Source organism: Lactobacillus paragasseri, from assembly GCF_003584685.1.
GTDB lineage: Bacteria > Bacillota > Bacilli > Lactobacillales > Lactobacillaceae > Lactobacillus > Lactobacillus paragasseri.
This window is the reverse complement of record NZ_AP018549.1, coordinates 1,268,000-1,282,640: the sequence shown is the minus strand read 5'-3', so window position 1 is coordinate 1,282,640 and position 14,641 is coordinate 1,268,000. Positions and strand designations below refer to the sequence as shown.

The window sequence follows — 14,641 nt, the reverse complement described above, 5'->3', positions numbered from 1 at the left end:
AGGTGAAACCATTGAGCATTAAAGCGGAAGAAATTAGCGCTTTGATCAAGCAACAACTTGAGAAATATGATGATAAGCTCAACGTCAACGAAGTTGGTACTGTTACCTACGTCGGTGACGGTATCGCCCGTGCTCACGGTCTAAATAACGTATTATCAAGTGAATTGTTACAATTTTCTAACGGTTCATATGGTATTGCGCAAAACCTAGAAGCTAATGATGTTGGTATCATCATCTTAGGTCGCTTTGATGATATTCGTGAAGGTGACCAAGTTAAGCGTACTGGTCGAATTATGGAAGTTCCTGTTGGCGATCAATTAATTGGTCGTGTTGTGAACCCATTAGGACAACCAGTAGATGGTTTAGGTGAGATTAAGACTGATAAAACTAGACCTATCGAAAGTAAAGCTCCTGGTGTTATGGATAGACAATCCGTTAACCAACCTTTACAGACTGGTATTAAAGCTATCGATGCTTTAGTTCCAATTGGTCGAGGACAGCGTGAATTGATTATTGGTGACCGTAAGACAGGTAAAACTGCTCTTGCCTTAGACACTATCATTAATCAAAAAGGACAAGATGTCATTTGTATTTACGTTGCCATTGGTCAAAAGGAATCAACAGTTAAAAACTCTGTTGAAACCTTAAAACGATTTGGTGCTATGGACTACACAATTGTAGTAGAAGCTGGACCTAGTGAACCAGCACCAATGCTTTACATTGCTCCATATGCAGGTACTGCTATGGGTGAAGAGTTTATGTACAATGGTAAGGATGTATTAATCGTATTTGATGACTTGAGTAAACAAGCCGTTGCTTACCGTGAAATTTCCTTACTTCTTCGTCGTCCACCTGGTCGTGAAGCTTACCCAGGTGACGTATTCTACTTACACTCTCGTTTACTGGAACGTAGTGCTAAGCTGAATAAGAAACTTGGTGGCGGTTCAATGACTGCCTTACCATTTATTCAAACTCAAGCTGGAGATATTTCGGCATATATTCCAACTAACGTTATTTCCATTACTGATGGACAGATTTTCTTGGAAGCCGACTTATTCTTCGCTGGTACTCGTCCTGCCATTAACGCTGGTGAATCTGTTTCTCGTGTTGGTGGTAGTGCACAGATCAAGGCTATGAAGAAAGTAGCAGGTACATTGCGTGTTGACTTAGCTTCATATAGAGAGCTTGAAAGTTTCGCTCAATTTGGTAGTGATCTTGACCAAGCTACTCAAGCTAAGTTAAACCGTGGACGTCGTACTGTTGAAGTATTGAAGCAGCCACTTCATAAGCCACTTCCTGTTGAAGATGAAGTATTGATTCTTTATGCTTTAACACATGGCTTTTTGGATGCTATCCCTGTACCGGATATTCAACGTTATGAACTTGAATTATATGATTACTTTGCAAGTAACTATAATGACTTGCTTGATGTGATCCGGACAACGGGAGATTTACCTGAGGAAGATAAGCTTAACGAAGCTTTAAAGAACTTCAACGAAGGTTTTTCAATCAGTAAGAAATAGAAGAGGAGGTTTTTTCATTGGCAGAATCTCTCCTTGAACTGAAAAAAAAGATTGCTTCAATCCAGAAGACAGGTCAGATCACTGAAGCTATGAGAATGGTTTCTGGTGTTAAGCTGAATAGAACTGAAAAGCTGGATCAAGAATATACTATTTATAACGATAAGGTTAGAGCAACAGTTTCTCACTTGATGAGTTCACAAATTGTGAAGCAATTAGGTAAAGAAACCAAAGAATATAACGAATTTGGTGGCTCTGCCAGCATCGATTATAGTAACTTTTTTGATTTAGGTACTCTTGCGTCTTTAGTTCAACCTCGTAAGAAAATTAAATCTACTGGTTACTTAGTAATTAGTGGTGATAGAGGTTTAGTTGGTTCTTATAACAGTCAAGTTATTAAGAATATGATGAGTATTTTTAAAGATGCTGATGCTCAAGATAAAGACGTTAAAATTTTGGCAGTTGGTAGTGTAGCAGCACAATTCTTTAAGAAACAAAATCTAAATGTTGTATATGAATATAGCGGAGTAAGTGATGTTCCAACTTACAATGAAGTAAGAGACATTATCCAGACTGCTGTTAAAATGTATTTAAATGGCGTTTATGATGAGCTTTTCGTTTGTTATACGCACCACGTAAATACATTGACTTCTGCTTTTAGAGTAGAGAGCATGCTTCCAATATCTGACATTGATATTAATCATAAAGATACAATGCCAAAAGATTATATTATTGAACCAGATGTTGATTCAGTGCTAAAAACAGTTTTACCACAGTTTGCTAAATCAATGATCTTTGGTGCTATTTTGGATGCTAAAACTGCAGAACATGCCAGTTCAATGACTGCAATGCAGAGTGCATCTAAAAATGCTGATGATGTTGTATCTGGTTTGAAGACAAAATTGAACCGAGCAAGACAGGCACAGATTACTACCGAAATTACTGAAATTATCGGTGGAGCAAATGCCTTAGAATAAAATAGAAAAGGAGGTAGATGTTTTGGGTAAAGGCGAAATTGTCCAAGTTATTGGACCTGTCGTTGATGTGGAATTTCCACTAGATAAAGATTTGCCTGATATTAATAACGCCTTACGTGTCACAAATAACAATGGTGATACTCTTGTTCTTGAAGTTACACTAGAACTTGGTGATGGTGTTTTAAGAACTATCTCAATGGAATCTACCGACGGTTTGAGACGTGGAATGGAAGTTGAAGACACTGGTGCTCCAATTTCTGTTCCTGTTGGTAAAGATACTTTAGGACGTGTCTTTAACGTATTAGGTGATCCAATTGATGGTGGTCCTGCTTTAGGTAAAGATGTAAAACGTGAAGGTATTCATAAAGAAGCACCTAAGTACGATGAGTTAAGTACGAGTGAAGAAATTCTTGAAACTGGTATTAAAGTTATCGATTTGCTTGAACCATATGTTCGTGGTGGTAAAGTTGGTCTATTCGGTGGTGCCGGTGTTGGTAAGACAACTATTATTCAGGAATTAATTCATAACATCGCTCAAGAACACGGTGGTATTTCCGTATTTACTGGTGTTGGTGAAAGAACACGTGAAGGTAATGACCTTTACTTTGAAATGAAGGCATCTGGAGTTTTATCAAAGACTGCTATGGTCTTTGGTCAGATGAACGAGCCACCTGGTGCCAGAATGCGTGTTGCATTAACTGGTTTGACTATTGCGGAATACTTCCGCGATGTTGAAGGTTTGGACGTATTATTGTTTATTGATAATATCTTCCGTTTCACTCAGGCTGGTTCTGAAGTTTCAGCTCTTCTTGGTCGTATGCCAAGTGCCGTTGGTTATCAACCAACTTTAGCAACTGAAATGGGTCAATTGCAAGAACGTATTACTTCAACTAAGAAGGGATCTATTACTTCTATTCAAGCTGTTTATGTTCCAGCTGACGACTATACCGACCCAGCTCCAGCAACTACATTTGCTCACTTGGACGCTACTACTAACCTAGAACGTCGTTTGGTCGAACAAGGTATATATCCAGCTGTTGATCCACTTGAATCAACTTCTAGTGCATTAGATCCAGAAGTTGTTGGTGAAGAGCACTATGAAGTTGCTGTTCAAGTTCAGCATATTTTGCAACGTTATCAAGAATTGCAAGACATCATTTCCGTTTTAGGTATGGATGAATTATCAGACGATGAAAAATTAATTGTCGAACGTGCAAGAAAGATTCAATTCTTCCTTTCGCAAAACTTCTTTGTTGCTGAACAATTTACTGGTCTTCCAGGTTCTTATGTTCCAATTAAAGAAACAATTAAAGGATTCAAGATGATCATTGATGGTAAGTTAGATGATCTTCCAGAAGATGCTTTCCGTAACGTTGGTCCGATTGAAGACGTTGTCAAGAAGGCTGAAAAGATGGGAGTTACTCCTAAAAATCCTGAAGCAAAAGCAATGCTAGAAGCAAAGTAGGGTGATGCGTTATGGCAGATCCAGAAAAGATTTTAAAAGTTAGCGTTGTAACACCAGATGGAATTGTCTATTCTCATAATGCAACTATGGTAGCAATGAGAGCAATTGATGGTGAACGTACGATTATGTATGATCACCTTCCAATCGTTACTCCTTTAGCCATTGGTGAAGTTCGAGTAAAGAGAACGCATGAAATGAATGATCGTGTTGACCACATTGCTGTTAATGGTGGTTACATTGAATTTTCAAATAATGAAGCAACGATCATAGCAGATAGTGCAGAACGTGCGCGCAACATCGATGTTGAACGTGCTCAATCAGCTAAAAAGCGTGCTGAACAACACATGCAAGAAGCTAAAGAGAAACATAACGAAAGAGAAATGTTAGAAGCTGAAATTGCTTTGCGTCGTGCAGTTAATAGATTACATGTACGTGAAAATTACGGCAAATAATAGAAGAAAAAGACGAACATCTTGTTCGTCTTTTTTTATGGAGAAAATTATATGATGAAACAAGTGGGAGTTCATGCTGTTGTTAGTCTTATTACATATTTGGTAACTATTGCATTTTCTTTTAAGGCTGTAAAAGGATTGAGAGTTGATCAATTATTCAAGAAAGGTCATACTTTTGAAATTCAAATCTTTTTACTTTTTATTTCTATTGCATTAGGTTTTTTAGTAGGGCAATTTATTTTAGCCTTAGTAGATCAATCACTTGCTTTAAAGATGTTTTTTTAAGGATTTTCATAAGAAATTGTTTAGAATGGCAGTTCTTTGTACTTGTTCTTAAAGTAAAGCGGTATTTATGTTACAATTTTTAATGATTAAATACTGGAGGCACTAGCGTGGCAAGAGATATAGGAATTGATTTAGGAACCGCAAATGTTCTAATAAATGTATCCGGCAAAGGGATTGTTTTGAATGAACCTTCTGTTGTTGCTGTTGATACTGATAAAGATAAAGTTGTCGCAGTCGGTACTGAGGCATATAAGATGGTAGGACGTACACCAGGTAATATTAGAGTCATTAGACCATTAAAGAATGGTGTTATTGCTGACTTTGACATCACAGAAGAGATGCTCAGCTACTTTATTGAAAAATTAAATGTAAAAGGTTTTATGTCTAAACCAAATATTTTGATTTGTGCTCCTACAGGGGTTACTTCAATTGAGCAAAAAGCAATTATTCAAGCAGCTGAAAAATCTGGTGGTGGACGTGTATATTTAGATTTTGAGCCCAAAGTAGCAGCTGTTGGTGCTGGCCTAGATATTTTTAAACCTCAAGGAAATATGGTTATTGATATTGGTGGTGGTACGACAGATATTGCTGTTTTGTCAATGGGAGAAATTGTAACTTCTCGTTCACTTCGTTGGGCTGGTGATAAGATGAATCAGGCCATTGCAAGTTATATTAAGAGAAGCAAGAATCTTTTGGTTGGTCAACATACTGCTGAGCAGATTAAGATTCAGTTAGGAACTGCTTTTGAAGCTGATCCAACTAAGACAATGACTGTCCGAGGACGTGATATGGTTGATGGCTTGCCAAAGCAGGTAGCAATCAATGAGTTAGAAGTGCAAAAAGCTCTTGAAGATGGATTAATGTCAATTGTTGCAGCAACAAAAGAAGTTTTGGAACAAACACCACCAGAATTGTCGGCGGATATTATTGATCGTGGTATTATGCTGACTGGTGGTGGAGCTTTGCTCAAGAATATTGATAAATTGATTACTTACTATCTTCAAGTCCCTGTGTTAAAAGCCGACGATCCATTAGAAGCTGTAGCAAATGGTACAGGTGTATTACTTAAAAATATTGAAAATCACCAGAGACACTAATTATGAATAGAGAAAGTTTTGATTTTTCATTAGTAAATAAACATTTAAAAAAAGTGGGAAAGATAATTTTGTATTTGTTTGTGACAATGCTTTTAGGAGCACTTATTGGATGCGGTGTTGCAAGCGGTAATCCTTTTGCAATTTTCTTTCCTAGTACATGGGTTCATTTTTTTGAATTTTTAAGTTAAAATGAATAAATTGTTAATTGGGTTGGTAAATGTTTATAAGAAGTTTATTTCTCCAATTTTGCCACCAACATGTAGGTATTATCCTACATGTTCAACTTATATGATTGACGCTTTAAAAAAGCATGGGGCAATTTTAGGCTTAATAATGGGAATATCGCGAATAATGCGCTGTAATCCTTTTGTTAAGGGAGGAGTAGATCCAGTACCGGATTATTTTACCCTGCGCCGTAATCCGCATCCGGAACGATATGAAGATGAAATTATTGCGCAGGCATTTCATTCGAATAAAAAGTAGGAGAATATATATATGTCTAGAAAATTGGAAAGTATTGATATTGAAGTTAATGAAAGAAAGGGCACTCCTATGCCTACATGGGAAGTTATTATTCCAGGTAAGCGTTCTATTGGAATTATTGAACAAGAAGAGGAACGCTATCATGTAGTATCTTCTAAAACTAACCATAGCCTTTACTCTAAAACGTTAGAAAGTGCTATTAATGAATTACTTTCATACTTTACTTTGCATGAAAAATAAACAAAGTAGGGATATACAATGACAAAAGTTGAAAATAAAGCAGATTGGTATGATCGCATCGCATGGGGTGTTGTAGTTCCAGTCTTTTTATTAGCAGTCATCAGTCTGTATGGTATTTGGGTGGCAACAGTAAATGATCCCAAGATGGGAAGTCCCAAAAAAGCTGTTTTAATTCAAGCTGTATGGTATTTAGTTTCAATTGGATTAGTAATTTTTGTGATGCAATTTGATGCAGAACAGCTTTTTAAAATCGCGCCCATAGCTTATGGTATAGGTATCATTTTATTAATTGCTGTGCTGTTTTTATATAATAAGCAGGTGTTTCAAGATACTGGTGCAAAGAGTTGGTTTAAACTTGGACCATTAACTTTTCAGCCATCCGAGGTAATGAAACCGGCTTTCATTTTGATGCTAGCCAGGGTAGTAGAACGACATAATGAGCAATATGCCCATACTTTTAAAACTGATTGCGTTTTAATTGGAAAAATCTTTGCTTGGCTAATTCCAGTTGCAGTTTTACTAAAGTTGCAGAATGACTTTGGTACTATGCTTGTGTTTTTTGCAATTGTTGGTGGAGTAATCTTAGTTTCAGGAATAAGCTGGAAAATAATTATACCAGTCTATGGATTAGTTTTTATTATTGGCGCGGCAGCTATTCTTTTGGTTACTACACCTGGGGGACAGGCATTTTTAGGAAGTGCGTTTAATTTTAGAGCTTATCAATTTCAAAGAATTAACTCTTGGCTTAATCCTTCTCAAGATACTTCATCAGGTGCCTATCAGTTATGGCAAAGTATGAAGGCAATTGGGTCTGGTCAAATTTGGGGCCATGGTTTTGGAAAAGTGAGTGTCTATGTTCCAGTTAGAACATCAGATATGGTTTTCTCAGTAATTGGTGAATCATTAGGATTTGTTGGATGCTGTGCTTTGATTTTGATTTATTTCTATCTAATTTTTCAAATGGTTAAAATTACTTTTGAAACAAGAAATGCATTTTATTCATACATTTCTACTGGGATTATTATGATGATCTTATTCCATGTTTTTGAAAATATTGGAATGGGAATCGATCTATTACCTTTAACTGGTATCCCGCTTCCGTTTGTTTCTCAAGGGGGATCTGCCTTGCTGGGTAATATGATCGGTATTGGACTCATTTTATCAATGAAATGGCACCATAAAGACTATATTTTTAGTACTGCAGGAGATTTTTAAGTTAAAAAAAAGACCTTGTCCATTTAGGATAAGGTCTTTTTGGTACCGTTAATTTTCTTGATTTTTCTTAATATCTTCATTTTGTGCGGCTGGCTGACGGATTACTAGAACATCGCAAGCTGCAGTACGAGTAACGTATTCCGTAATACTACCGATTAAAAGTCTTTCAACAGCGTTTAAACCAGTGGCACCTAGAATAATTAAGTCAATATTGTGTTCTTCAGGAAATTCATGAGCAATGATATTCTTTGGAGAACCAAATTCGATTGAGTAATGAACATCTTTAACACCGGCATCTTTTGCGCGGTTATAATATTCTTCGATTTTAGTTTTTGCCTCTTCAGATACTTGTTCAACCATTGCAGAATCAAAGCTTGAAACATCTTGAAAGGCACGTGTATCTACTACGTGAAGAATTTCAAGAGTAGCACCATTTCTTTTGGCTACTTCAACAGCTTTGCTAAATGCAACGTCAGCTTCTTTAGAACCATCTACGGCAACTTGGATATGTTGGTATTGTTTTAACATGTTGATCACCTCTCCATCAATATTTTACCAAAATTTGATTTAAATAGAGTAATAAAACTATTCATTTAAATTCATAAAGGTGAAAGAAAAAATTGAAATAGCCATTGCAGCAATGATCAAGGTAATGAAATTAAATATTTTGGGTAAAGTAAACAAGATAATAATTCCAATAATACCGGTTAAAACTAGTACTAAACTTGTTACTGTAAACAAAGTATTGATTTTGCTGTTTCCAATAAAAGTAAAAATGATAAATTGTCCCTTGTTCTTACTTCTAACTAAATACCAAGCTGTAATAAATACTAATAATATAAAAATTAGCATTAAGACTTTTAATACCACTTATGTAAACCCTCACTTAATAAAAAAAGCGGCTTGCGCCGCTTCCTTAAATTTCAATGGAATCTGAGTTGACTGCAACGTAATGACGCTTGTTGAACCCGCAGTGTTCAATATTTGAATCTATGTCGCAGTGAATATGGATCCTAGATTAGACTAGTATTCCGATTCAGATGTTATTCATAAATTCCAACGTCTTTAGTTTGATCGGTCAACTTTGTAATTAGGTTGATCAACTCAGATCAACTATATTCTAGCAAAGATACAGTTAATGTCAACAAATTGAATTTACTTTTGTAAGCCGTCATGTTGCATCTTTTTAAGTCGAAGATACTGTCTTTTAAGTGCATCTTCTATTTTTGAATTACCCTTAGGTTTAAAATAAGATACATTTTTTAAATTATCAGGTAAATATTGTTGGGCAACCCAATCTCCTTGGTAATCATGTGGGTAGACATATGAAACTCCATGGTTTAGGTTTTGTGCTCCTTTATAGTGCGCATCTTTTAAACTATTAGGTATAGGATCATTTTGCTTATTTTGAATGTCACTTATTGCAGAATCAATTGCAACAATTGCACTATTGCTTTTAGGAGATAAACAAAGTTCAATAACTGCATTTGACAAAATAATACGTGCTTCTGGAAGGCCAACCATTTGTGCAGCTTGAACTGCATTAACAACGCGGCTGCATGCAGGTGGATTTGCTAAGCCAATATCTTCATATGCAATTACTAATAAACGCCTACAAATTGCTACTAGGTCGCCTGATTCACAAAGATTACCTAAATAATAAAGGGCAGCATCAGTATCAGAGCCGCGAATTGATTTTTGAAATGCAGATACTAAATCATAATGGCCATCACCACTTGCATCGTAGCTTTGGGACTTGAATTGAATGGAATCTTGCATTTCTGCTTTATCAATAATTAATTTATCTTTAGGAGATTTAGTTTTTTTCTCTTGATCAGTTGATAAAACAGCTAATTCTAAGGCATTAAGCGTTGATCTTAAGTCGCCATTTCCTTTGTCTATTAAAAGGTTACGAGCATCTTTTGTTAGTTCAACATTGTACTTTCCTAAACCATTTTCAGAATCGGTAAGCGCACGATCAATTGCCTTCGAGATATCAGTACTTTTAAGTCGATGTAATTCAAAAATCTGACACCTGGATCGAATAGCAGGAGAGATGGATATATATGGATTCTCTGTTGTTGCTCCAATTAAAATAATATTACCTGATTCTAAAAGCGGAAGAAGAAAATCTTGCTTGGTCTTATCCAGTCGATGAATTTCATCCAAAAGAAGAATAACTGTGCCACTCATTTTTCCTTCTTCAGCAACAATTTGAAGATCCTTTTTCGTATCTGTTGCTGCGTTAAGCTTTCTAAAAGCATATTTGGTAGAACCAGCAATTGCACTGGCAATACTAGTTTTTCCAATACCTGGGGGACCGTAAAGGATCATTGAAGACAATAGTTTGGCTTCAACCATTCTTCTAATTATTTTTTTATTTCCTACTAAATGTTCTTGTCCAACCACTTCATCTAAGTTCTTGGGTCGCATACGATAAGCAAGAGGTTTCATCTTTAATCCTTTTTTCTAAATAATCTATTCCAGAAACTTTCTTTTTTGGGTTCGGAAAGTTGTTCATGAGGAGCTTCTGGAGCATAAACTTGATCAATTTCAATCCGATAATGATTAATAGCAGTTTTTGAAACTACTAAAACGCCAGTAGCGTTTGGCTCATCTTTTGCTGTATCATCATTTATTAAGGTAAATTTTATATCTTGCTGCGAACATAAGCCCATTAATTTGTTGATAAAATTGTTTTGAGGCATTTTTCCATTGATTAAAATGGTATATCCCTTGAAATCATTAATATGTTTTAAAAACAGGGTATCTAAGGCTGGATTATTGGTTTCTTCTACAGTCATTCGTACTAAAACTCGCTCTCGTAGAGAACCTAAATATCTTCTTCGCTCATCTGGGCAAGTTTGAGGAGTAATCCCCTTAGCAGCATTTTCAAGTCGTGTATTTAAATCTTCAGTCATAATTTTGTTTTCCTTTTTATGGTTAAAAGCTTTATTCTTAGTGTAGCAAAGTAGAAGAGGAGAAAACAAAAAAGTCTTCCCACAATTGGAAAGACTTTTTGTAATGAAGCAGTAAATATTAAAGCTTCTTGTTGTACCATTCAACGATAAGAGCTTCATCAACTTCTGGTTCCATTTCGTCACGTTCTGGAAGACGAACTAAAGTACCAGTCATCTTGCTGTCGTCAAATGAAACAAATGGTGGACGTGATACAACTGCATCTAAAGCGTCCTTAACTTGTTGCAAGTTTTTTGACTTATCTCTTAAGCTGATTTCTTGACCAACTTTAACTTCGTATGAAGGAATGTCAACACGCTTGCCATCTACTAAGATGTGACCGTGGTTAACAAGTTGTCTAGCTTGTTCTCTAGTTGAAGCTAAACCTAAACGGTAAACGATGTTGTCTAAACGTCTTTCAAGTAAAGCCATAAAGTTAACACCGTGCTTACCTTCACGAATCTTGCCGGCACGGATGAATAAGTTTTGGAATTGACGTTCATTTAAACCAAACATCCAACGTAACTTTTGCTTTTCCTTTAATTGTTGACCATATTCAGAAACCTTAGCACGGTTGTTAGGACCATGATCACCAGGTGCGTAGTTACGACGGCTAATTTCCTTACCAGTACCTGAAAGTGAGATACCTAAGCGTCTTGAACGTTTCCAACTTGGACCAGTATATCTTGACATAAAAAAATCCTCCATAAAAAATAGTAATTTTTTGGAGTAAAATATGAGAAATAAGTTCAACATTCGTGCATCTCAAGTTGCATGTTTCGCCCAGTGCAGCGCGGGTTACTCGTTCACTAAACGCCTCAAGATGTTGACGTTCTTGTCACTTATTGCTGCAAATATTTTACACGAAGACTATTATAGTAAGAAATATAATTTAAAGCAAGTAAAAGTAAGGATTTTCTAGCTGGGATTGAGATGAAGTCTGGTATAATTAATATGAAATATGGAGGGTATTATGTCATCAGGGTTATCTATTCTTATTATTGTAATATTAATTGCTATAATTGCTGTAATTGCTACAGTTGTTATCCTTAATAAATATTTTAATCACCAGATTGCGGAATTAGATGCGCTAACTGATGGGTTAAAAGATTTGAGTGTTGAAGAAGACATCAAGCGTCTACAAAAGATGGAATTAGCCGGTAAAAGTTTAGAGACTTTTAAAAGATGGCAAAAAGTATATCAAAAAGTTGATACTAAAGATGTTGGAGAATTGAAGCATCTTCTTGAACAAGCAGCGGGACTTAACGCAAAGTTTAATCTGATAAAAACGCATCAACTAATTAAAGAAGCAACTGAACTATTGCAAACTAATCAAGATAATGTTGAACGTAGTAAACAAATATTTACTAATTTATTAGAAGCAAATCGTGATAATCAAAAACACTATGCTGCATTATCAAAAGATTATCAGCAACTACGCAAGAAAATTTTGTCGCAGTCTTTTAATTATGGAAATGCAATTGATCAAATTGAAGAAGATTTAGCAACCTTAGAGAGTGATTTTCAGACTGCCAAGAATTTGTCTGGTGAGGGAGATCATGAAGAAGCTAAAAAGGTATTGACTAAGATTGATACTAAACTTACATCATTAAAGACTGATCTTCCTAAAATAGAGAACTTTGATCAAGAACTAAAAAATGTTTTTCCAGATCAACTCAATGAGCTTAGCAATACTTATCGTCAAATGGTAAAAGACAAGTATAAGATTACAGAGGTTGATGTTTTAGAAGAGATTAAAAGCTTAAGAGAATTAGTTGATGAAAATAAAAAGAGCCTCAATAAACTAGATCTTGCAAAGGTTGAGAAGAGTAATAAAGAAGTAAGTACAAGAATCGATAGTTTGTATGATATTCTTACTAAAGAATTTAAAGCACGACCGTTTGTTGACAATAACCAAGATAAAATTGTGCAGATTCTCTCTCATATGAGTAATGCATCTAATCAGCTTGTAGCTAAATTAGAACATGTTGATCAGAGTTATGAATTAACGCACGGTGAACTAGCTGAAGCTAGACAACTAAAAAGTCAGGTCAGCCGGATGAATGCCGATTTTGATGTTGATTGTCAAAAAATTGCTGATGGTGACGGTGTTTATTCACAAATTGAAAATAAATGGTTAACAATGCTTGATAGTTTAAAAGAAATTGAAAAGACTGAAAAGAGACTTTCAGGCGATGTAGACGGATTATTTGACGCAGAAAAAATTGCTAACGATTCTATTATTCATTTCAAACAAGAAATTTCTTTGGTTTATCGAAAAGTTGAACGGCGCCGATTACCTGGAAAACCTGAAAGTTTCATTCAAATGTATACTTTAGTCTTGAATGAAGTTAAGCATACAGATAATGAATTGAATCAAGTTAGAATAAATATGGAAAAAATATCTAGCGAATTGATCCAAATTCAAGAAGATATAGAACGCTTAAAGAAAGAAGCCGATGAGATTCTAAATTCCGCTGACCTGGTTGAGCTAACTATGCAATATTCCAATAAGTATATTTCAAATCCAGAGATTAAGCGTGCTCGCAAAGAAGCTTATGACTTGTATCAAAATAAATATGAGTACAAGGAAGCGCTAGACGTAATTGCGACTGCCTTAGAAAAGGTTGAGCCTGGGAGTTATCAAAGAATTGAAAAAGAGTATTATAGCGAGCAGGAAGAAGCCGAAGAAGAAGAGTAAATGATTGAAGCGATAGACTTTTTAAGTTAGTATTTTATATGATTATCAAACGACCATTTTAATGGTCGTTTTTTAGAGGAGAAAGAAAATTGATCTATTTTGATAATAGTGCTACAACTGCTGTTTATCCTGCAGTTTTGGAAACGTATGACAAGGTAACAAAGGATATTTGGGGAAATCCTTCAAGTCTACACAAAATGGGAGATCGTTCACACCAACTTTTGGAAGCTTCTAGAAAGCAAATTGCTAGTTTATTAAATGTAAAACCACATGAGATCTTTTTTACTTCAAGTGGAAGTGAATCAGATAATTGGGCTATTAAAGGGACAGCTTTAGCTAAAAAAGAATTTGGAAATCATATTATTACTTCAAGTGTTGAGCATGCTGCTGTTTCAAACTCAGTACGTGCTCTTGAAGACTTAGGTTTTCGTGTGACTGTTCTACCAGTTGATAAGAATGGTCAGGTTGATCCAGATGATTTAAAAGCTGCCCTAGATAAGGAAACTATTTTAGTTTCAATTATGGGTGTAAATAATGAAATCGGTACAATCCAACCAATTAAGGAAATTAGTAAGGTATTAGAAGATTATCCTAATGTTACTTTTCACGTTGACAATGTCCAAGCTTTGGGAAAAGATATTTGGGATGAAGTATTTACAAATAGAGTTGATTTAATGAGTTTATCAGCTCATAAGTTTCATGCACCTCGCGGTGTTGGTATTCTTTATAAAAAAGAGGGCAAGATGATCAAGCCGCTAATTGATGGTGGTGGTCAAGAAAAGGGCTTACGCTCTAGCACAGAAAATTTGCCTGCAATTGCGGCTACCGCTAAGGCAATGCGTTTATATTTATCAGATGAAAAAAAGAATGCAGCACAAGAACTAGCAGTTAAGAAAAAAATCATTTCTTATTTAGATGGAAAGCCAGGAATTCACATTTTCTCTCCGATAAATGATAAATTTATTCCAAGTGTTTTATGCTTTTCTTTAGAGGGGATTCGTGGAGAAACTCTAGTTCATACGCTTGAATCTAAGGAAATTTATGTTTCCACTACTAGTGCTTGTTCTTCAAGAAGTGGCGTTGAGAGCGGAACCTTAAATGCAATGAAGGTTGAAGATGATTTAGCAACTGGTGCGATTAGATTAAGTTTCGATCCAAGTAATACTATTGAAGAAGCTGAGCAATTTATTTCAGTTTTTGATAAAATATATAAGCACTTCGCTGAAATTAATCATTTGAAATAAGGTG

At 35.5% G+C, this 14,641-nt stretch carries 17 protein-coding genes; 12 read left to right on the top strand and 5 right to left on the bottom strand.

The window, feature by feature from the left end:
* The first annotated feature begins 11 nt into the window (after positions 1–11).
* From atpA to LpgJCM5343_RS06160, 10 genes are all read left to right on the top strand, one after another.
* Positions 12–1,523, top strand: coding sequence for a F0F1 ATP synthase subunit alpha (gene atpA / locus LpgJCM5343_RS06205; protein WP_004897610.1), 1,512 nt, complete (start codon positions 12–14; stop codon positions 1,521–1,523).
* 17 nt (positions 1,524–1,540) lie between these two features.
* Complete coding sequence (locus LpgJCM5343_RS06200; protein WP_003648567.1) at positions 1,541–2,497, top strand: F0F1 ATP synthase subunit gamma; 957 nt, start codon at positions 1,541–1,543, stop codon at positions 2,495–2,497.
* Positions 2,498–2,519: 22 nt separating this feature from the next.
* Positions 2,520–3,962 (top strand): F0F1 ATP synthase subunit beta, encoded by a 1,443-nt coding sequence (atpD, locus tag LpgJCM5343_RS06195; RefSeq protein ID WP_003648568.1) that lies wholly within the window; start codon positions 2,520–2,522, stop codon positions 3,960–3,962.
* A gap of 11 nt (positions 3,963–3,973) precedes the next feature.
* Positions 3,974–4,414 carry a F0F1 ATP synthase subunit epsilon gene (locus tag LpgJCM5343_RS06190; protein ID WP_003647073.1) on the top strand — a complete coding sequence of 147 codons (441 nt, stop codon included), beginning with the start codon at positions 3,974–3,976 and terminating at the stop codon, positions 4,412–4,414.
* Between the two features lie 51 nt (positions 4,415–4,465).
* Complete coding sequence (locus LpgJCM5343_RS06185) at positions 4,466–4,699, top strand: DUF1146 family protein (RefSeq protein WP_003648570.1); 234 nt, start codon at positions 4,466–4,468, stop codon at positions 4,697–4,699.
* A gap of 107 nt (positions 4,700–4,806) precedes the next feature.
* Positions 4,807–5,796: a rod shape-determining protein gene (gene mreB / locus LpgJCM5343_RS06180; protein ID WP_003648571.1), complete on the top strand. Its 990-nt coding sequence runs from the start codon at positions 4,807–4,809 to the stop codon at positions 5,794–5,796.
* Between the two features lie 2 nt (positions 5,797–5,798).
* Positions 5,799–5,984 carry a DNA-directed RNA polymerase subunit beta gene (locus LpgJCM5343_RS06175; RefSeq protein ID WP_003648572.1) on the top strand — a complete coding sequence of 62 codons (186 nt, stop codon included), beginning with the start codon at positions 5,799–5,801 and terminating at the stop codon, positions 5,982–5,984.
* A gap of 1 nt (position 5,985) precedes the next feature.
* Positions 5,986–6,279 carry a membrane protein insertion efficiency factor YidD gene (gene yidD / locus LpgJCM5343_RS09545; RefSeq protein WP_035429624.1) on the top strand — a complete coding sequence of 98 codons (294 nt, stop codon included), beginning with the start codon at positions 5,986–5,988 and terminating at the stop codon, positions 6,277–6,279.
* 12 nt (positions 6,280–6,291) lie between these two features.
* Positions 6,292–6,519: a DUF2969 domain-containing protein gene (locus tag LpgJCM5343_RS09540; RefSeq protein ID WP_003647078.1), complete on the top strand. Its 228-nt coding sequence runs from the start codon at positions 6,292–6,294 to the stop codon at positions 6,517–6,519.
* Positions 6,520–6,537: 18 nt separating this feature from the next.
* Complete coding sequence (locus tag LpgJCM5343_RS06160) at positions 6,538–7,734, top strand: FtsW/RodA/SpoVE family cell cycle protein (RefSeq protein WP_048686431.1); 1,197 nt, start codon at positions 6,538–6,540, stop codon at positions 7,732–7,734.
* 48 nt (positions 7,735–7,782) lie between these two features.
* Here the strand turns inward: LpgJCM5343_RS06160 and LpgJCM5343_RS06155 are convergent, their stop codons facing one another.
* From LpgJCM5343_RS06155 to rpsD, 5 genes are all read right to left on the bottom strand, one after another.
* Positions 7,783–8,262, bottom strand: a complete 480-nt coding sequence (locus LpgJCM5343_RS06155; RefSeq protein ID WP_020807180.1) for a universal stress protein — start codon at positions 8,260–8,262, stop codon at positions 7,783–7,785.
* A gap of 57 nt (positions 8,263–8,319) precedes the next feature.
* Positions 8,320–8,604, bottom strand: a complete 285-nt coding sequence (locus LpgJCM5343_RS06150) for a hypothetical protein (RefSeq protein WP_003648576.1) — start codon at positions 8,602–8,604, stop codon at positions 8,320–8,322.
* 285 nt (positions 8,605–8,889) lie between these two features.
* Positions 8,890–10,188 (bottom strand): replication-associated recombination protein A, encoded by a 1,299-nt coding sequence (locus tag LpgJCM5343_RS06145; RefSeq protein ID WP_101890812.1) that lies wholly within the window; start codon positions 10,186–10,188, stop codon positions 8,890–8,892.
* A gap of 2 nt (positions 10,189–10,190) precedes the next feature.
* On the bottom strand, positions 10,191–10,655 hold the full coding sequence (locus LpgJCM5343_RS06140; protein WP_101890811.1) for a YueI family protein: 465 nt from the start codon (positions 10,653–10,655) through the stop codon (positions 10,191–10,193).
* Positions 10,656–10,773: 118 nt separating this feature from the next.
* Positions 10,774–11,385, bottom strand: coding sequence for a 30S ribosomal protein S4 (gene rpsD / locus LpgJCM5343_RS06135; RefSeq protein ID WP_003647084.1), 612 nt, complete (start codon positions 11,383–11,385; stop codon positions 10,774–10,776).
* A 280-nt stretch (positions 11,386–11,665) separates the two neighbouring features.
* Here rpsD and ezrA point away from each other — a divergent pair, with 280 nt between their 5' ends.
* Together ezrA and LpgJCM5343_RS06125 are read left to right on the top strand one after the other, a co-directional pair.
* The gene (gene ezrA, locus LpgJCM5343_RS06130; RefSeq protein WP_101890810.1) at positions 11,666–13,393 is read left to right on the top strand and encodes a septation ring formation regulator EzrA; all 1,728 of its coding nucleotides are present in this window, start codon (positions 11,666–11,668) and stop codon (positions 13,391–13,393) included.
* Positions 13,394–13,482: 89 nt separating this feature from the next.
* The gene (locus LpgJCM5343_RS06125) at positions 13,483–14,637 is read left to right on the top strand and encodes a cysteine desulfurase family protein (protein WP_020807175.1); all 1,155 of its coding nucleotides are present in this window, start codon (positions 13,483–13,485) and stop codon (positions 14,635–14,637) included.
* Positions 14,638–14,641: the final 4 nt, after the last annotated feature.

Excerpts from the sequence above, each read along its gene's own strand:
- LpgJCM5343_RS06140 (WP_101890811.1), bottom strand. The coding sequence starts at position 10,655 with ATGACTGAAGATTTAAATACACGACTTGAAAATGCTGCTAAGGGGATT.
- LpgJCM5343_RS06160 (WP_048686431.1), top strand. The coding sequence starts at position 6,538 with ATGACAAAAGTTGAAAATAAAGCAGATTGGTATGATCGCATCGCATGG.
- ezrA (WP_101890810.1), top strand. The coding sequence starts at position 11,666 with ATGTCATCAGGGTTATCTATTCTTATTATTGTAATATTAATTGCTATA.
- LpgJCM5343_RS06175 (WP_003648572.1), top strand. The coding sequence starts at position 5,799 with ATGAATAGAGAAAGTTTTGATTTTTCATTAGTAAATAAACATTTAAAA.
- yidD (WP_035429624.1), top strand. The coding sequence starts at position 5,986 with ATGAATAAATTGTTAATTGGGTTGGTAAATGTTTATAAGAAGTTTATT.
- LpgJCM5343_RS06155 (WP_020807180.1), bottom strand. The coding sequence starts at position 8,262 with ATGTTAAAACAATACCAACATATCCAAGTTGCCGTAGATGGTTCTAAA.
- LpgJCM5343_RS06145 (WP_101890812.1), bottom strand. The coding sequence starts at position 10,188 with ATGAAACCTCTTGCTTATCGTATGCGACCCAAGAACTTAGATGAAGTG.
- LpgJCM5343_RS06185 (WP_003648570.1), top strand. The coding sequence starts at position 4,466 with ATGATGAAACAAGTGGGAGTTCATGCTGTTGTTAGTCTTATTACATAT.
- LpgJCM5343_RS09540 (WP_003647078.1), top strand. The coding sequence starts at position 6,292 with ATGTCTAGAAAATTGGAAAGTATTGATATTGAAGTTAATGAAAGAAAG.
- LpgJCM5343_RS06190 (WP_003647073.1), top strand. The coding sequence starts at position 3,974 with ATGGCAGATCCAGAAAAGATTTTAAAAGTTAGCGTTGTAACACCAGAT.
- rpsD (WP_003647084.1), bottom strand. The coding sequence starts at position 11,385 with ATGTCAAGATATACTGGTCCAAGTTGGAAACGTTCAAGACGCTTAGGT.